The organism is Shewanella sp. 10N.7 (genome assembly GCF_020806285.1).
Lineage (GTDB): Bacteria > Pseudomonadota > Gammaproteobacteria > Enterobacterales > Shewanellaceae > Shewanella > Shewanella electrodiphila.
Genome location: NZ_JAJGZS010000008.1, coordinates 156333 through 174273, shown reverse-complemented (window position 1 = coordinate 174273; position 17941 = coordinate 156333). Strand labels below are relative to the sequence as shown.

The 17941-nt window shown below is 38.6% G+C and carries 15 protein-coding genes; 7 read left to right on the top strand and 8 right to left on the bottom strand.

The genetic code is table 11. From position 1 onward, the window contains the following. Positions 1–966: 966 nt before the first annotated feature. Entirely contained in the window at positions 967–3426 is a 2460-nt protein-coding gene (locus LMH66_RS07380) for an EAL domain-containing protein (RefSeq protein ID WP_229369101.1), read from the top strand. Positions 3427–3523: 97 nt separating this feature from the next. Here the strand turns inward: LMH66_RS07380 and LMH66_RS07375 are convergent, their stop codons facing one another. Then, on the bottom strand, positions 3524–3871 hold the full coding sequence (locus LMH66_RS07375; protein WP_229369100.1) for a hypothetical protein: 348 nt from the start codon (positions 3869–3871) through the stop codon (positions 3524–3526). An 11-nt stretch (positions 3872–3882) separates the two neighbouring features. Beyond that, a complete protein-coding gene (locus tag LMH66_RS07370) occupies positions 3883–4143 on the bottom strand; it encodes a hypothetical protein (protein ID WP_102529451.1) in 261 nt (86 codons plus the stop codon). A 238-nt stretch (positions 4144–4381) separates the two neighbouring features. On the opposite strand from LMH66_RS07370, the gene LMH66_RS07365 reads away from it, so the two are divergent. From LMH66_RS07365 to LMH66_RS07350, 4 genes are all read left to right on the top strand, one after another. Then, complete coding sequence (locus LMH66_RS07365; protein WP_229369099.1) at positions 4382–5863, top strand: ATP-binding protein; 1482 nt, start codon at positions 4382–4384, stop codon at positions 5861–5863. 11 nt (positions 5864–5874) lie between these two features. After that, positions 5875–6573, top strand: a complete 699-nt coding sequence (locus tag LMH66_RS07360) for a response regulator (RefSeq protein ID WP_371996335.1) — start codon at positions 5875–5877, stop codon at positions 6571–6573. 197 nt (positions 6574–6770) lie between these two features. Continuing rightward, positions 6771–7640 carry a 6-carboxytetrahydropterin synthase gene (locus tag LMH66_RS07355; RefSeq protein WP_102529453.1) on the top strand — a complete coding sequence of 290 codons (870 nt, stop codon included), beginning with the start codon at positions 6771–6773 and terminating at the stop codon, positions 7638–7640. A gap of 325 nt (positions 7641–7965) precedes the next feature. Next, on the top strand, positions 7966–8781 hold the full coding sequence (locus LMH66_RS07350) for a M23 family metallopeptidase (protein ID WP_229369111.1): 816 nt from the start codon (positions 7966–7968) through the stop codon (positions 8779–8781). Positions 8782–8926: 145 nt separating this feature from the next. On the opposite strand, the gene LMH66_RS07345 is transcribed toward LMH66_RS07350, so the two are convergent. Continuing rightward, positions 8927–9487 (bottom strand): VOC family protein, encoded by a 561-nt coding sequence (locus LMH66_RS07345; protein ID WP_229369098.1) that lies wholly within the window; start codon positions 9485–9487, stop codon positions 8927–8929. 134 nt (positions 9488–9621) lie between these two features. Next, positions 9622–10128: a L,D-transpeptidase family protein gene (locus LMH66_RS07340; protein WP_102529456.1), complete on the bottom strand. Its 507-nt coding sequence runs from the start codon at positions 10126–10128 to the stop codon at positions 9622–9624. A gap of 194 nt (positions 10129–10322) precedes the next feature. On the opposite strand from LMH66_RS07340, the gene LMH66_RS07335 reads away from it, so the two are divergent. Then, positions 10323–11171, top strand: a complete 849-nt coding sequence (locus LMH66_RS07335) for an ion transporter (protein ID WP_229369097.1) — start codon at positions 10323–10325, stop codon at positions 11169–11171. Next, positions 11168–12676: an MATE family efflux transporter gene (locus LMH66_RS07330; RefSeq protein ID WP_102529458.1), complete on the top strand. Its 1509-nt coding sequence runs from the start codon at positions 11168–11170 to the stop codon at positions 12674–12676. Before LMH66_RS07335 ends, LMH66_RS07330 begins: the two co-directional genes overlap by 4 nt. Before the next feature lie 131 nt (positions 12677–12807). Here LMH66_RS07330 and LMH66_RS07325 read toward each other — a convergent pair whose 3' ends face one another. The 4 genes from LMH66_RS07325 to LMH66_RS07310 form a co-directional block, all read right to left on the bottom strand. Then, positions 12808–13029, bottom strand: coding sequence for a DUF2986 domain-containing protein (locus tag LMH66_RS07325; protein ID WP_229369096.1), 222 nt, complete (start codon positions 13027–13029; stop codon positions 12808–12810). Between the two features lie 199 nt (positions 13030–13228). Next, positions 13229–13684 (bottom strand): hypothetical protein, encoded by a 456-nt coding sequence (locus LMH66_RS07320; protein ID WP_229369095.1) that lies wholly within the window; start codon positions 13682–13684, stop codon positions 13229–13231. 171 nt (positions 13685–13855) lie between these two features. Then, complete coding sequence (locus LMH66_RS07315; protein ID WP_102529460.1) at positions 13856–14212, bottom strand: glutathione S-transferase N-terminal domain-containing protein; 357 nt, start codon at positions 14210–14212, stop codon at positions 13856–13858. Between the two features lie 235 nt (positions 14213–14447). Further along, positions 14448–17765 carry a DUF748 domain-containing protein gene (locus tag LMH66_RS07310; protein WP_229369094.1) on the bottom strand — a complete coding sequence of 1106 codons (3318 nt, stop codon included), beginning with the start codon at positions 17763–17765 and terminating at the stop codon, positions 14448–14450. Positions 17766–17941 lie beyond the last annotated feature (176 nt).

The following is a 17941-nucleotide window of genomic DNA, read 5'->3' as shown; positions in this document are numbered from 1 at the left end:
CCTAATACTGATAAAGCCCTAACACAATGTGTTAGGGCTTTTTCTTTACCAAAAAAAGTTTAACCGCGGGTTTAGACACATCAACAGTTGATAGTGTGAGCGATACGCCCATGTAACAGTAGATAATCGCCAAGCGCCCCATATCTTTAAAATAGTGCCTCTTAATTGAGAGCAGATAGCCCGCTACTTACGTAGCGGGCTTTTTTGTGTCTGGAATTTGAGTGAATGAGTTAGTTAGTCGCTATAGCTAACAGACAGTGTGGTCTATATGCCCATGTACCCTTACAAAGATAGTCAAATAGGTCATCGAAAGCGCCCCATATCTTTAAAATTAGTGCCTCTTAATTGAGAGCTGTTAGCCCGTTACTCAGGTAACGGGCTTTTTTGTGTTTGGAATTTGAGTCAATGAGTTAGTAGCTAAAGCTAACTGATTGTGTGGTCGATATGCCCATGTGCCCTTACAAGGATAGTAAAAATAGGTAATTGCCAAGCGCTTAATTGAGAGCTGACAGCTAATTAATGATGTAATGGTTTTTTGTCTTCAATTTTGAGTGATTCAGAGCGTGTGTTAACAAAATAATGCTTCAATTAAAATCGATTCCCTACCTTGATTTGAATAAGGTTTCGTTTAATCTGTGAATTTTAAGATCTGCAAAATAAATAGTTAATTGAATTTGATATTTTTATTTCAATAAATAAGCGTATTGAGTCGCTTTATTCATTTACTAAAACAACAAGAAAAGATTCAAGTTTTATACTGAACCCAAATTTATAGCAAGCCCGCGATGTTACCCTTTGGTTAAGCTTGGTCGGTTGTTGTTGGGTATTGTTTTAAAAATGTAGCATGTTATTTAATTGTAAATTGATCTAGTCGGCATATACAGTATTTGATTATTCAATTTATCTATTTTGGTTATATAATCTTACATCTGGTTACTGCCTATGCGGTAGGGATAAGCTTTTACAATGCAAAATATGATGAATTTGATATCACAACGTTGGCAATACAACATCGATTTAACTGCTGAAGCGTTAAATACGAATATCTATATCTACTCATTGAATGAAGCTGGTGAGCTTGGATTATCATTAAGTTCTAAAAATCAACAATCGACTCCAGATACTAAACTTCAAGCGCTTATATTCGATCATGTTAACCAAGCTTATACTTCCCAAAAGCAGCTGCTAGTTGTCCAGTTTGTTTATGGGCAGCACGCATATTACTTCCGATTAAAAGTCATTACAGATTCTCACCATCGTCCTATCGGTTATTTGGTTATAGAGCTTAACTCTGAAACACCAAAAGCTTCTGATGATGCACTTCTATCCTTGTGTGTCGAAAACATATCCCTTGTTTACGCTGAAGAAACAAGTCGAGTTCTCCATGCTCCTGAGTCAATCAACCTACAAAACTTTATCAATTCTTTTCAAGAACATATTTGGGTTAAGAACTTACAAGGGCAATATGTCATATGTAATGAAAGTGTAGGCCTAGGGTGGAATAAATCACGTTCAGAGATCATAGGCAAAAACGATGAACAGTTATTTGATTCTGCAACGGCCAAAAGTTTTAAACAAGGTGACAGTCAAGCTATATCAGCGAAGGAACCCATTGTTGTAGCAGAATGCGAACGTATCGATCAGCATAATAACCGTCATTGGTTAGAAACGATTAAAGCACCGTTAATGGATGGTTGTGATGACTTAGTCGGCGTTATTGGCATTACACGTAATATTGGTCGGCATAAAGAAGCGCAGACACAATTGATGCTAGCTGAAAGCGTATTTGAAAATACTGTTGAAGGTGTACTGGTTACTGATAGAGACGGTAATATCACTGAAGTTAATGCCGCTTTCAGTAAAATAACCGGCTTTAGTCGAGAAGAGGCCATTGGTCAAAATCCACGAATTTTGAACTCAGGCAAACATGATGATTTATTCTTTTCACAAATGTGGAATACCTTATTAGTTAAAGGTAAATGGCATGGCGAGATTTTCAATAAACGCAAGTCAGGAGAAGTGTTCCCTCAGTCAGTGACTATTAACGCTGTATATAGTCAGAAAGATCAAATTAACTTTTTTGTTGCGGTTTTTACTGATATATCTGCGCAAAAACGAAATGAAGAAATGTTGGTCAATTTATCTTATTACGACAGCTTAACTCAACTCCCCAATAGAGTATTATTTCGTTCTAACTTGCAACAACAAGTAGAAAGGGCCTTTAAGCAACAGACGCAACTGGCGGTCGTATTTTTCGATATTGATTTCTTTAAGCATATAAACGACAGCCTTGGTCATGATGTGGGTGATCAATTATTGGTTGAAGTTGGTAAAAGGTTATCTGAGCTTAGCTGTGAACAATGCATTGTTGGTCGATTAAGCAGTGATGAGTTTGTTCTCTTGCTGACAGATATTACCCAAAATGAAATGGTAACGAGCCATATCAATAAGATTAAGACCTTGATAGAGCAGCCCTTCAAGTTTGATGATAATCCTTCTATAAGAGTAACACTAAGTATGGGGGTTTCGGTCTTTCCTCATGACTCTTTAAACAGTGAACATTTACTGCAAAACACTGATACAGCCTTGCATATGGCTAAGCAAAGTGGCCGTAATAACATCACTTTTTATGACTCAACAATGACGATGAACTCTGCTGAGCATTTCAAAATCCAAAGTGCATTACATGAAGCAATTCAAGACAACCAATTTCATTTGGTCTATCAGCCGAAATTATCATTAGTCACAGGAAAATTAGTGGGGTTAGAGTCTCTTATTCGTTGGCAGCACCCTGAGTATGGTTTAATTTCACCTGCTGAGTTTATACCAATTGCTGAGAAAACTGGGCTAATTCATGAAATTGGATTACAAGTATTAACTATGGCTTGTAAACAAGGCGTTAATTGGCTTAACGCTGGCTATCGTTTTGGCCATTTAGCGGTGAATGTCGCGAGTTTGCAGTTTCAGCGCACAAATTTTATCGATAATGTTGAACGAATATTATCTGAAACCGGCTTTCCGGCTGATTTACTAGAATTAGAGATGACCGAAAGCTGCATGATGTATGAACCCGATAGAGTAATATCAGATTTAAAACGCTTAGGTAACCTTGGGATTCAATTATCCGTAGATGATTTTGGTACGGGATACTCATCATTAAATTATCTTAAGAAGTTACCGATCAATGTACTTAAAATTGATCAGTCCTTTGTGTCAGATATTCCATTTGACAGTAATAATACTGCCATTGCTAAAGCAATAATTGTACTTGGACATGCGCTAAAGTTAACTGTCATAGCTGAAGGGGTAGAAACAAAAGAACAGGCGGCCTTTTTACTGGAAAATGGCTGTGACCAAGCTCAAGGGTATTATTTTAGCAAACCACAGTCTGCGAAAGCTCTCACTTCGCAATTACCTTTATTATAACGTTGTACTTAACCCTATCTTTTTTAAAGCGGTAATTTATATATTACCGCTTTTTCATGGGTAAAATTTTATTGAACTAACCTACAACAATCCAGCATTAAGCGTAGGTGTCGATACCTACGCTTTCTTGTTGATCAGATTGAGAACTAATTTGGACGAGTGTTTCCAAAAATACACTGCCAATATCTTTGGCAGATAAATCCTCAGTCAATGGTTTTAGTTCATCTAATGCATTTTTTAATTCAACTTGTTGCTCTTTCGTCAGAGAACTTAGCATGTCTGAAACTTGCGTTTGTTCTTCTTCTGATAATGTTGCTACAGCAGGTTCAAGACCTGGTGGAGTTGAGCCTGGTGGTGGAGGTGGGCCTTTCGGTTTGTCTGCTGCGCTTATATCGAACTGATTCGTAGAGCTTGAGATATTGAGTGAACTCGTATTAATTTGCATGTTAGCCTCTATTATCTTTTTTGACGTTGAGGTGGCTTATGATCCTCTGGGACTGCCACAAGTTGGTCATCCATCATTTGGCATGTCGCTGAAATTTCATCTCCTTTAGGAGTGGTGATGTTTACCACGTCATTTTCTGTTTTATCTTCACAGAGGGTATAAGCTTCTTGAGGCGGTTTTCTCTTTTGCCTTTGTTGTTCTTGAGCCAATAAAGCGCTAGAAAAACCAATGCTGGTAATGAGAACTGAGCTGATAACAAGTAATTTTTTCATGTAAGTTCCTATTTATTGATGAATCTAGTTTTTGGGTGAGTTTTACCATACCAAGTAAATATGCAGGAAATGTGCAGAAACGAAGGAGATTGTAATTAGCTTGTTTAACGAACTAGTGAGAACAAGAACAGATAGATATACTCAGTTAACATGTAAATTGCGATCCAATATTATCACCATGAGAATAATGGCTTGTTCATAAATTTTATTTTTATATCTAAACCTTGGTAAAACCTGAATGAAAATTTCTCAGAAGTTATTTTTAGCCTTTGTCGGCCTGACGAGTGTGGTGCTTATTGCAACCTTATCTCTTGCTCGATGGGGTTTTGATCAAGGTTTTATAAGCTATACAAACTCCTTACAACAAGAAAGGTTAGAAGAGCTCGCTGTTTCATATTCTGAGCTTTATCAACAATCAGCTTATGATTGGAACAATGTTTCGAAAAAAAAGTTTGCGCAAATTATTCGTCAGTTTACGCCATTACATGGACCGTTTGAGGGGGCTGAACGAAAAGGTCCCCCGCCAAGACCTAAACATAAGCCACCTCGGTTTGATGGACCTCCACCGCATTTGACTGGTGAAGCTAGAGGTGATCTACCGCCTCATTTAAGAGACTCAAATCAAACAGTGCCGCCTAAACGACGCAGGCCTGTTACTGCATTGTATTCAATTTCAGGACAGTTATTGGCCGGCGATAAGTTTGATATTCTCGGTTCGACCATTTCTGTTGACGTCACATATAATGACCAAGTCATAGCCACGCTATACACAAAGGCGGTTGTCAAAGTAAACAGTATTTCGGCAGAAGCATTTTCTAAGCAACAGCTCTGGACAAGTATTTGGATAGGTTTGTTGTGCTTGATTCTGGCCAGTTTAATTTCTTGGGTGCTAGCACGTTTGCTACTTATTCCCGTTCGTGAAGTCGTTAACGGGATTTCTCATTTATCGAAAGGAAATTATAGTGAGCGCTTCAAAGCAGCTAGAGAGGATGAATTAGGGTTGTTAATGAATGATATTGATCATTTAGCCATGACCTTAGATAAAAACCGTACGGCAAAAAATAGATGGTTTGCTGATATCTCCCATGAGCTTCGCACCCCACTGAGTATTCTATGTGGTGAAATTGATGCGATAAAAGCCGGCATAAGACCTTTTAATCAGCAACAACTTACTTCACTTGAGCAAGAGGTGATGCGGATTAAGCATTTAGTGGATGATTTATATCAATTATCACTATCCGATGTTGGCGGGCTTAAATATCATTTTGAACCCACCGATATTACACTATGTATTGCAGAAACCTTGAACTCATTAGCTGATAAAGTGTCAGATAAAGGGTTATCGCTTAACTTTATTCATACAAAAACTATCACAATCAATGGCGATAAAATGCGCCTTCAACAACTTTTATACAATGTTATATTAAATTCAGTGGCTTACACCGATAGCCCTGGCAGTATAAATATTGATTTGATTGAAGAGTTAGGCTCACTATCAATATTAATCAATGACACCAAGCCCGGTGTGCCACTCGACGAGTGTGAATTGTTATTTGATGCATTACATCGACAAGACAGTTCAAGAGTCAGACGAAGTAATGGTGCAGGGTTAGGGTTAACCATTTGCCGTAATATTGTAGAAGCCCATAATGGCCACATCACTGCAAGGCCTTCGAACCTAGGCGGTCTTTGTATTGAAATTTCCTTACCCATTTTATAAGAGTCATATTAATGATGAATGTAAGTCATCCAAAGATGAAAGTGTTGATTGTTGAAGATGAACCTAAAATTGCACAGATATTAGTTGATTTCCTGACACTGGAAGGCTTTGATACACAGGTTTTACACGATGGACTCAACGCAGTTGAAACAATCAAGCAAGGTAACATTGATTTCGTCATACTGGATCTCATGCTGCCATATAAAAATGGACTCACGATTTGCAAAGAAGTGCGACAATTTTCAAGTATTCCACTGCTGATGCTGACTGCGAGAGTTGAAGAAATCGATCGTCTTATTGGTTTAGAAGTAGGGGCAGACGATTACGTATGTAAACCATTTTCAGCAAGAGAGGTGGTGGCTAGAGTTAAAACCATTTTGCGACGAGTCGATGCAGCGCCTCAAACTAACGAAGATGAAATTGCTTATAAGCATCTGCTAATCAATATTCAACGCTTTAAGTGTAGCGTGTCTAGTATTGAGGTTGATTTAACCCCTGTTGAGTTTAGATTGCTGCATACAATGCTTAAACGCCCCGGTGTTGTTCACTCAAGAGATAGCTTGATGCAAGTCTGCTATATTGACGATCGCGTTGTCAGCTCACGCACTATAGACAGCCATATTAAAAATTTACGCTCTAAATTAACGCTAAATAATACCCAAGTAAATTTACTTCAATCTATTTACGGAGTGGGTTATAAATTTGAATAACTTTACTTTATAGGCTTTATTAGGCAGTTATTAAGCCTAACAATATTCAATATTTAGGCTTTTTTTGTAAACTCAGTTTGTTTTCTCGCACCTAGGCTAGCTTTTGTTTAGAATAGCCATGAATTATTACTCCCCTTAGCCATCGCTATTTGGGAAAAGTTAACTGAGGCGGACTGTTTTTCTGCCTAGGAGCCTTAATGCAACTGTTTGTAAAAGATTTAACCGTTATCGATTTTTCTTACTTATGTCCAATTCGTGGCATGGTAGGTGAAAGCTGGATTGTAGATGTACTACTTGATGGCGGCTTAGATGAGCAAAACATGGTTCTTGATTTTTCCAAGGTCAAAAAAACCATCAAAAATACCATTGATGATGTTGCCGATCACCGTTTACTCATTCCTACCGCTTGCGGCGAAGTTCGCTGGCAGCAAAAGGGCGATCGTGTTTGGATGGACTTTTCAAGCAAACTTGGTGATATCCATTTAGCTTGCCCATCTGAAGCATTTGCACTTATCCCAACTGAAGTAATTGACTTTGAAAGTGTTAATTCATTTTTGATTAAAGCATTACGTGAAGCTTTACCTGATAATGTTGAAGGGATTAGCTTAACATTACGTAACGAAGTATTAGACACGCCTTACTATCACTACACTCATGGTTTACGTAAACATGATGGCAATTGTCAACGGATTGCACACGGGCATAGAAGCCCGATCACCGTATTTGAAAATGGCATTGCTGCGCCTAAATGGGACCAGTACTGGGCTGATAGATGGCAAGATATTTATTTAGGTAGCGAAGAAGATGTAGTTGATGTCGCGACGCTTGAGTTATCTAAACAAGCGGATGTTAATGACAATAGTCATTATGGGTTTCATTACCAAGCCCCACAAGGGGATTTTCAATTAGCGATGCCAAGAGACTGTTGTGACATTATTCCTCATGACACTACGGTAGAACTATTAGCGCAGTTCATTGCTGAAACAATGGCGCACAAAACCCCAAGTTCTGAATTCAAAGTTATTGCATTCGAAGGCATAGGTAAAGGTGCGATAGCGGTAAAATGAATGTGTGAGCAATGAGTGTCATATAGAGACTCATTGCCTTTTCTTTTAAGCTGTTAATCTTCTGAGCAGTAACTCCTTTTTTTTCCTTCTAATTATCCTTCATTTGTCTATTAGCATTCTCAACTGTCATTTCTCAACTGTCATTTTTCTATTGGCATTTATTTTTCGTTATATATCTGTACTCATTAATCCGTGTCGATACAAATTTGAATAAATTACCACAACCCCTTAGTATTAAAAGATAATTTGAGTGTCTCTAAATTCATGGTTCTTAAGGTACATAATGGCTGCTAAATTTTTAATCCGTGTCGGGGTAACATCGTTGATGGGACTGATATCGTTCGCTTTTACTGCACAAGCTGAAATCAATTTACAAGGTAAATTCGAGCAAGGTGCGTTGGTAAGGGGTCATGTTCCAGCAGGAAGCACGGTCAAACTTAATGGTGAAGATGTTGCTATTACGGCAAAAGGCGAATTTGCCATTGGTTTCGAGCGTGAAGCTAAAGCAGAGCAAATGCTTGAAGTCGTTTACCCAAGCGGGTTAACCGAGCTAAAAACGCTTAATATAGCGACCAAAGAATATAAAATTGATCGGGTTACTGGGATCAGTAAAAAGATAATGAAACCCAATCCCGCTGCACAAGAAAGAGCCGCAAAAGATGCTAAACAAACTCGTGCAGCAAGAAATACCTTTAGTGAGCAAACTGCATTTATGCAAGACTTCATTTGGCCAGTGACCGGTCGGATATCTGGCGTCTACGGCAGCCAGCGTGTGTACAACGGCAAACCTGGTAACCCGCATTATGGCGTCGATGTTGCCCGCCCAACGGGTACAGTAGTGGTTTCACCAGCCGATGGTGTTATCACACTAGCTGAACCTGATATGTTTTATTCTGGCGGCACTGTGATTATTGACCATGGTTATGGGATAAATTCAACTTTTCTTCACTTAAGTAAAATCTATGCAAAAGTTGGTGATGTGGTTAAGCAAGGACAAGAACTCGCTGAAATTGGTGCGACAGGGCGCGTAACTGGACCACATTTAGACTGGCGCTTGAATTGGTATCAAATGCGCTTAGATCCTGTAACCGTCGTTCCACCGATGAAAGAAGTACTTGCAGCAGAGAAAGCAGCTCAATAAATTTGATTCGAGGTACTAACAAGTAATGTATAAAGATGTTGCTTGGTTTCTGGTTACTACTTATTAAAAAGAATGGGTTCAATTTATTATTGAACCCATTTTTTATGTCTAATATATTATTGCCATAAGCATTGCTATGAGATGATTAATCTTGCTCACTGGCAATAATGGCTTCAATCGTATGAGTATGGACTTTGACGCAAATCCCATTTGATTTAAAAGCAATAGTTGGATTGGCAAGGCGCTCATTGTCACCTTTGGGAGAGCTTAATTTAACCTTGATATCGGTATTACCAGCGAGGATTTCTGCAAGGTTTGGTGCTTTTTCTAAGAGTTGTTGTTGTAAGTCTTCACAATTTTCCGCATTCGACGGAAATACCAGTTCAACATGTTCCCAGCCTTCTTGTGGATACACTTTATCAGAAGGATATGGCAGCTCGACGCAATAAATATCTAAGCCATTGAGCATCAGGGGTTTAGTCAATTTGATGATTAAAATAGGGCGGCCATTAATCATATTATTGGAAATGACTTGACCATATTTTTCAAATTCTTGGCTGAGTATATTCGCAGCATCATTGCTATTCACACGAAGTGCGCAATGATCGCACTCTAGATTTAAACTATCTAAACCTAAGCGTTGAATAAAGGCGCTGATACGCTGACCAAAATCAGGCCAGCTTTGGGTTAACTGGTCATAGTGCATAATATCCTCTGACACCTAAGGCGTGTTTAAAAATGACTGGCGTTATAGATTTAGAGTTAACTAACATAGGTTAGATCTAAAACAGATTAGAGTTGCAATGGATAATAAATAATACCGAATACAAATGCGATGGGTTAAGGCCAAATCTCAATTGGCGTGCCTTCTTCGATGACTCGCCAAAGTTCATCCATTTCTTTATTTGTTACCGCAATACATCCGTTAGTCCAATTATATTGCTGCGCTTGTTCTGGTGTGAGTGATGAATTCGGGTTTTGACCATGGATCATAATCATTCCACCAGGGCTAACCCCTAAGGCATTGGCACGTAAACGGTCTTCTTCATTCGGGTATGAGATATGAATTGATTTATAAAATGCACTATCAGACTTTTTGTAATCAAGAATATAACGCCCTTGCGGGGTGCGTTGATCGCCTTCTTTCAATTTATGACCTTGTGGCGCATCTCCCATGGCAATTTGATAGGTTTTAATTTTTTGGCCTTCATGATAAATCGACATGCTGGATTCAGATTTATTCACCACGACTAAATCGACTTTTGAGTTGGCTAATTGGCTGATAGAGGCCTGAGCGAGGGTTGAGCTAAAAATGGCTAGTAAAATAAAGCATTTAACCAAGTACATGAAGTCTCCAAAAAGCTTTTTTATGAATTTGTGGTGTGAGTTTGTATTGTTAATAGTGTTAACATGAGTATCGTTGAATAGGCAATTTATCAGAACAACATATAATTACGATAACAATTTGAAATTTTTTACAGATAATACCGTACTTTTAACATGTATGCGGGATTAAATTTTCAGTCATCTTTGAGTGAGCTATGACGTTAGAAGAAAAACAAGATACGCCATTTAAAAAACAAATTAGAACGGTGATATTTGGTACTGAAACCCGTATGGGGCGGTGGTTTGATATTGGCTTAATAATTTGTATATTGCTTAGCGTTTTACTGATTATATTAGACACCATTGACAGCTATCATCAGCAATATGGTCAAGTTATCTATTATGCCGAGTGGGCGTTCACTTGGTTATTTACTATTGAATACTTATTGAGATTGTATGGTTCGGTAAGCCGTTTAGCGTATATGCGAAGTTTTTACGGCATTGTTGATTTACTGTCCATACTTCCGAGCTTTTTAGCGTTAATTTTTCCTGGTGCAAACGTGTCTCTCGCATTCAGAATTTTGCGCTTGTTTAGAGTCTTTAGGGTGCTGAAGTTACTGCGCTATTTAAGCGAAGGTAATTTGTTATTAAAGGCCATGATCCAAGCAAGAAGAAAGGTGTTCATATTTTTCTTCTCTGTAAGCCTGATCATTATGGCGTTAAGTGTCGTAATGTATGTGGTTGAAGGCCCTGCAAATGGTTTTACTTCTATCCCTAAATCAATGTATTGGACTATTGTTACTATCACTACGGTTGGCTACGGTGATATCACGCCTCAAACAAATTTAGGCCAAGCGATTGCGTCGTTAACCATGCTAATTGGTTATTCCATTATTGCGATTCCAACAGGCATTTTAACCGCTGAAATATCTCATGAGATGGTTGTTGAACGTGATTTACGTAAATGTATGAACTGTGGAACCCGCGGTCATAACTTACAAGCATTATATTGTCACCATTGTGGTAGCGAGTTAGAGCAACAAGATTCTGAAGGGAACTCATGACCGAAGCTAAGTTTGTCCAAGGCTCCATTTTACGTCACATATTAGTGATGAGCTCTACAGCGGCTGTAGGTATTTCTGCGTTATTTGTGGTTGATTTACTTGATATCTTTTTCTTAAGTTTATTAGGTGAGCAAGAGCTGGCAGCAGCAGTTGGTTATGCAGGTGCTATTTCATTCTTTACAACCTCTATTGGTATTGGTTTATCGATTGCCCTTGGTGCGCTTGTATCTAGAGCTATAGGCGCTAAAAATATGGTGCTGGCAAAGCGCATGTTACTCAACAGTGCGGTAGTATCTTTGCTTACCAGTGTGGTCGTTGCGGTAACAGTATTTATTTTTATCCCAGAACTTTTGGCACTAATTGGTGCTAATGGCGAAACAGCAATACTGGCAGAAAGTTACCTCAGAATATTAGTCCCTTCATTACCATTTATTTGTCTCGCTATGGCATTAGGCGGTGCACTAAGAGCCATTGGTGATGCCAAGTTATCTATGATGTCAACACTGGCAGGTGGCGGAGTAAATTTAGTACTAGATCCGATATTTATCTTCGCTTTAGGTATGGGGATAGAAGGTGCAGCAATTGCGTCTGTGTTTGCTCGTATTGCGGTATTTATCATTTCTGCTCGTGGGATTGTGGTTAAGCACAATATGCTGGGACAGTTTAATCGCCAGCACTTTGTTGAAGACATTCGAACTATTTTCGCGATTGCATTGCCCGCTATGCTAACGAATGTCGCTACGCCAATCGGTAATGCTGTTGTGACAAAAGCCATTGCGGATTTTGGTGATAGTTATGTAGCGGGTTGGGCGGTATTAGGTCGCTTAATCCCTGTGTGTTTCGGGATGATTTTTGCTTTAAGCGGTGCAGTTGGCCCCATTATTGGTCAAAACTATGGTGCACTCGAATTTGAGCGTGTTAAAGAAAGCCTGACTAAAGCGATTCAGTTTTGTGTTGTATTTGTACTTGGCGTATCGATTTTATTATTTTCATTGAAACATCAAATTGTCTCAGCATTTGATATGCAAGGTGAAGCGGCGGAGTTGATTTTATTCTTCTGCAAATATATCGCCATTTTCTTTATTTTCAACGGCATTTTATTTGTTGCCAATGCATCATTTAATAATTTAGGTAAAGCTAAGTACTCCACTTTCTTTAATGTGGGTAAAGCCACTATTGGTACCATACCTTTTGTGTATTTTGGTGCTCAAATAGGCGGAGTGTATGGCGTGCTCATTGGCCAAGCTCTAGGATCGATTTTATTTGGTTTAGGTGGTGTTTGGGTTGGTTATCGATTGATAGATAAAATTACCGCAACAGAACATTTTAAAGCGGATGAAAAGCCCGTATCTGAGGATGATGAGATTGAACTGGAAATGAGCCCGACATCTTCACCGCAATCATCTTCATACATTCAGTTAGCTCAGCTCAATGAAGAACCTTTATGTGAAGAGATAGTTCGTGATGGCGATTTAGACAATCCGCTGTCTTCAAAGGATAAATGATTGAAGCCTTAGAGTTTACGACTAAGACGAAAAAGCCCTCGTAGTGCTAGCAGCATTATGAGGGCTTTTTTTAAAGCTAATTCGATGACTAAACGGGTATTTTTATTTAGTACTAGAATTTAGTTTTAGTATTACTTTGCTTCTGAAGTTGGACTTGCTTCTGCTGAAGTCTCAGTGGCTTCACCAGCTTCTGCAGCCAGTTTTTGTTGCTCTTCAAGTTCCATTTTCGCACGTACGGCTTTGGAGATGTAGCCCACTTTAGGATTCTTTTGCGGGTTATCTTTTACAATTTTGTTTTGCTTAGCTTTAGTCCGCTTTGCGGTTTTTTTGATCATCAGCTGTTTTCTGTTCATGGGTCTATCTAACTCGCTTAATTATGCCGTAGGCACTTTAGAACTGTATAAAACATGTAGCCAGTGATTGCCTACATGCTCTTAAAATTGGATTTGGTTAAGTTTAGCTCAAACTGACGGGAGGTTATAGTTAAACCCTTTATTTATCTTGTTGGATGGTCACTTTTAATGGTTTACATGTGATGTTGTGAACCATAGGTTAAAAATTACGACTAAATTTTTTAATATCTTCTTCTGTTGCGCCATCATTACATTCGCCGCGAACTTCGCCTCGGCCTTCACTCACACTGCGGTTAAGCACTATGTATCCATCCTTGCAATAGCCTGTCATATCAATGGTTTTTTGTAGGCCTAAATCCACTTGTCGGCTCCATAGCTCCAATTGTTCTTGGCGGCGTTCTTGCTCAATGGCATAACTGCGGGCATCTTGGCGACGTCGGTTGACTCTTTGCTGGTGGGGCAGAGGATCTTCAATGCCGCGATCTGTCGCTGTAGCGACTTTAGCTTGGTAAGTAAAAAGCTTTATGCCTTCACCTTTAATGGAAGTACTAAATCTATCTTTAAATTGTCCAGCAAAAGCTTCAGGTTCGATGGGTGCAGATGAGCAAGCTGATAACAGCAGAAAACCAACAAATAATACAGAGTACTTTGGCACCAGTAATAATCCTTTTTAAAAACTTGGAAGGGAACAATTCATATTAAAACGAAACAGCTTCTAATTGATAGTATTTGAAAGTGATTTAGCAGGATAAACAAGATATCAGCATTTGTGTATCGGCTTTACTGTGATAAAGCCAATACACTCTGTGATGTGCCAGTGATTAAATTAAGCGTATTGCTTAGATAAATAAGCAATGATGTCACTGGATTCGTACATCCATTGAGTTTGGCCATCTTTTTCAATTTTTAAACAAGGCACTTTAAGTTGACCACCTTGTTGTACAAGCTCTTGTTTATTGTTTTCTTGTTTGGCATCAACCGTGACGATGTTTAATCCTTGGCTGCGAATTGCTCGGCGCACTTTTACGCAAAAAGGACAGGCAGCATATTGGTATAAAGCTAACGCTTTGGTTTGCTCATCTATCTTTGCTTGCTCTGTAACAGGGCGTTGATATTTTTTACCTGGGAACAAAAAATTTGCTAATAAGATAATACGGCCAAGAATCCAGCGAATGACAAACATACTACTTCCTTTAAATATCGAATTGAACGATTTAGCCATTAGGGCAATCGGTACTGCAACATTCTACTTAATTTGCAGCGACAGTTTACGTGATGTTGTTCACAGATAATAGTCATCTGTGAACGGAATCGGAGTCGACGTCGTTTTAGTGTTTAACAGTCCCTAATAAGCTGTATAAAAAACAATATAAACATGATTGTTGTGTTCTTAAATTAGGCTCCCTTTAAGTGCACCGTTAATTAGCATCTAAGGTCAGTATCGCATGTGCATCGGTTTGTTCAAAATGCACTCGACTTTCTAAGATAAATACACGACTAGGGTCAATGTTGGCTTGTTCAACTAAATAGGTTTTAATGGTTTTAGCCCTTTGCTGAGCCAGTATACCAAGCTGAGCTTCAGAAACAGCTTGCAGGTTTAAGCTGAAATTATACAGTGCAATATGCCAGCGAGTTTGTAATTCGAGGGCCTCGATTTGTGGGTTTTCCTCAGTAATCTTTTGCTTAATTAATAATGGGTCTAATTGGGTTTCAGTTTGATATAACGCGATTAAGGCATCGACTAAAGGACCTTGCTGTGGATACTGGCTTGCTGATAAGTCAGTTGGTAGCGCTGTGACCTCAATGCCTGCTTGGTTTGCCAGTTTTTGATGTAGCTGTTTTTGTTGTAATGCTAATTGGTCATTGGCTAAATCAACGCTACCTTTGATATTAAGTATCAATAGTGGTCGATCGTCTAACGCCTTAGCAAGTGAGGTTAATGTTGTTTGTTGCTCTTGGGTAATAGTTGATTGGCCATACTCAAAGCTTACTTTGTCCATGCTGTCTTCATCACCCCCCACTAAACCTGCTAATAAAGAAAATGGCGCTGTAATGGCTTTGGTAATGACATTAGTGATAGCGCTCATAACGATACTGCCAAAACTGAAGCTAGGAGAATCTAAATCGCCATCTACATCGACACCCAAATCGATGACGCCGTGTCTGTCCTGTAATAAGGCAATTGCTAAGGTGATCGGCAGGGAAGTAGCTAGCGAGCTATTGCTCGGTTTACCTAACTCTAACTGATCAATGACTAAATGGTTACTGCCAACTAATTGATTATTCTCTAATTGATAATTGAGCGCTAAAGATAGTTGGCCTTTATCGATGTAATAGCCCGCATAGGTTCCTGAGTATGGATTAATAGAGGTGAGCTCGACTTTATTAAAGGCGAGGTTTAAATCAAGATATGGATTTGCCAATAAAGGATTAATATCACCTTTTAATGTCACTGGCGCATACTTATCGATTTTCCCTTCTAGATTAACCGATGCGCGTGTTTGCGGGTTGGTAGATATTTGAGTGATTTCACCATTGAGTTGTTCAATACCTGATGCAAAATTAGGTGTTAAAGAATTATCGGCAAAAAAAGCAGAGCTGTCTTTAAAGCCAATTCGCTTTATATCGATAGCAAAGTCTGACTGCTGTGATATTTGCTGATTTTCAGGTAAACGAGACGAACCTTGATTATCTGAGTCAGCGACTACTGGAGCAGTCGTTGCATTAGTAGCAGTAGTAGGTGTAGTTGATTCGTTATTGTCTTTACCTGCAGGAGTGACTATCAAGTCAGCAATGTTAGTGCTTCTGTCTTCGGCAATAATCAATCGGCTAAATAAGCTGTCAAATAACACCTCATCGATAGTTAGGGATTGACCTAAATTATCAAAGGCCAAATCAGTAATAATCATTGACTCCCAATTAAGCAGGGGCTGTTTTAATAGATTATCTTTGATTTGTAATTGATTAACTGATGCTTGTCCTTGATAAACAAACTTCTGTTTTGCATCTGCACTAATGTGACCTTTAGTATTGAACAAACCTGATTCGAGGGTGATATTCATAAAAGGTGCAATATAAGGCTGTAACTTGGTTAAATTGACCTTCTGGTAGTCAATATCCGCTTCTAGACTGATTAACTTAGCGTCAAATACTCCAGTTGAGCTAAATTGGCTCTGATCGTTTATTGAAAGGTCTAGTTGATACTCAATCGGTAATGATAAGTCTGATTTAATGGTTTGGGTGGTGAAATTAATATTAGATAACTTCCAAAAGTTAGCGGTTTTATTCGCGACGCTTTCAGTCAGTTCAAATTGATAATTTTCAACATTTAATTGGTGTAATGTCACTAACCACTCTGGTTTTGACTCTGTTGTACTGCTGCCTAAATCAGAAGGTTCTTGTACGCTAGCTTGCAAGCTGGCTTGGTCTTCAACACTGTCGTTGTCAGTTGTTTGATTAGTTGTTTGATTAGTTGTTTGATTAGTTGTTTGATTAGTTGATTGTGTAGCTTTTGTATTAGCTTCTGTATTAGTTTCTAGATTAGCCGCTTTATGGCTAGAGTCTTGTCGTGTGTTAACAAAAATTGGAGTGAATAATTCGACTAAATTAACTTTCTCAGGGGCAACCGTTAGCCAAAAATTAGCATCGCTGGTGCGAAATTGTTTTATGTCGATGTTTTGTTCTTGGCTAGATACTGTAATACCCTCTAAGGCCAACAAATCTACCGTGGTAACTTGTCGCTGATCATCATTGGCAACAATATTACTCAATGTAATGTCAGTATCAGTAATATTAAAATCAACTATCGGAGAGTCTGTTACTGCTTCAATCCCCGTTTCTGTGGCGGCAAAGGAAGATATTAGGTTCAGGTTTGCAGATTGTAATGAGACTTTAAATAGATCCTCAACGAGAGACCAGTATTGAGTTAACTCCATCTGATTGATAGCAAGTTTACCTTTAGCATCTAGCGGAAATAACTGCGCTTGGGTGTCTAGTTTAATCTGACCATTATTATCATCGCTTATAGTAAGGTTTATTTTATTTGCGTCAGGGCTTTGTGAAAGTAATGCATCAGTTTTCACCATGGTCGCTGAAACATTTATTCTTGGGTAAAGTAATTGGGTCTCAGTTAGCTTATCGTTTATCTGTAAAGCGGCATTATTAAAGTTAAAGCGATTTAGATGAATGGCAATGGGCTGAGTGTCTTGTTCTTTCTCTACATCAGTCTCTATTTCACTTTGTTTATTGTCATCTTCTGAAGGATTAGTTCTAGCTAGGGCTTTGGCTCTTTGATCAAATGTGTTGATGATGTCAGTAAAATTGAATTGATATCCCGATGGCATACTGGTGTCAGTTTGATTTGCCAAAATAGCTAATCGCTCAAGTGACAATGTCGTTCCATCGACAGTTAAATAATCTAAGCTGATATTCAGGTTAAACAGAGACTGCCAGAACATGAAATCTACTTCGGCATTATCAAGATGGAAAAAGGCTTTTTGACTATCTTGTTCATTAACCGTCAGTTGACTCAAGCTCAATTCAAATGTGAATGGGTTAACTTTAATGTTCTCAATTGTGACTTGTCTGCCTAGCATTTCTGATAATGATTTAGGCGCTTGTTTAGTCGCAATGAAAGGGATGAGTAACCCTAACGATAGTACAAAGAGTAAATAAATAAACGAACAGATAATTGCAATTTTCTGGTAACGGGGGCGATGATTAAATCTTTGTTTCATTGTGCTCAACGACGACATCATAGGGACGACTGCTTATAGTAATAGTTAGACAGTATTTGTTAGACATTTTAACGAATTTAAGGTTCAGTTACTCGTTTGTTTAAGATTTTTTTACAATTTTTCTTCATTAGGTGTTTTCAATGGACAAAAGTGGAATTTATCTTTAAGCTAATGTA

Coding starts and splice junctions, on each gene's coding strand:
- LMH66_RS07380 (WP_229369101.1), top strand. CDS start 967: ATGCAAAATATGATGAATTTGATATCACAACGTTGGCAATACAACATC.
- LMH66_RS07375 (WP_229369100.1), bottom strand. CDS start 3,871: ATGCAAATTAATACGAGTTCACTCAATATCTCAAGCTCTACGAATCAG.
- LMH66_RS07370 (WP_102529451.1), bottom strand. CDS start 4,143: ATGAAAAAATTACTTGTTATCAGCTCAGTTCTCATTACCAGCATTGGT.
- LMH66_RS07365 (WP_229369099.1), top strand. CDS start 4,382: ATGAAAATTTCTCAGAAGTTATTTTTAGCCTTTGTCGGCCTGACGAGT.
- LMH66_RS07360 (WP_371996335.1), top strand. CDS start 5,875: ATGATGAATGTAAGTCATCCAAAGATGAAAGTGTTGATTGTTGAAGAT.
- LMH66_RS07355 (WP_102529453.1), top strand. CDS start 6,771: ATGCAACTGTTTGTAAAAGATTTAACCGTTATCGATTTTTCTTACTTA.
- LMH66_RS07350 (WP_229369111.1), top strand. CDS start 7,966: ATGGGACTGATATCGTTCGCTTTTACTGCACAAGCTGAAATCAATTTA.
- LMH66_RS07345 (WP_229369098.1), bottom strand. CDS start 9,487: ATGCACTATGACCAGTTAACCCAAAGCTGGCCTGATTTTGGTCAGCGT.
- LMH66_RS07340 (WP_102529456.1), bottom strand. CDS start 10,128: ATGTACTTGGTTAAATGCTTTATTTTACTAGCCATTTTTAGCTCAACC.
- LMH66_RS07335 (WP_229369097.1), top strand. CDS start 10,323: ATGACGTTAGAAGAAAAACAAGATACGCCATTTAAAAAACAAATTAGA.
- LMH66_RS07330 (WP_102529458.1), top strand. CDS start 11,168: ATGACCGAAGCTAAGTTTGTCCAAGGCTCCATTTTACGTCACATATTA.
- LMH66_RS07325 (WP_229369096.1), bottom strand. CDS start 13,029: ATGAACAGAAAACAGCTGATGATCAAAAAAACCGCAAAGCGGACTAAA.
- LMH66_RS07315 (WP_102529460.1), bottom strand. CDS start 14,212: ATGTTTGTCATTCGCTGGATTCTTGGCCGTATTATCTTATTAGCAAAT.
- LMH66_RS07310 (WP_229369094.1), bottom strand. CDS start 17,765: ATGAAACAAAGATTTAATCATCGCCCCCGTTACCAGAAAATTGCAATT.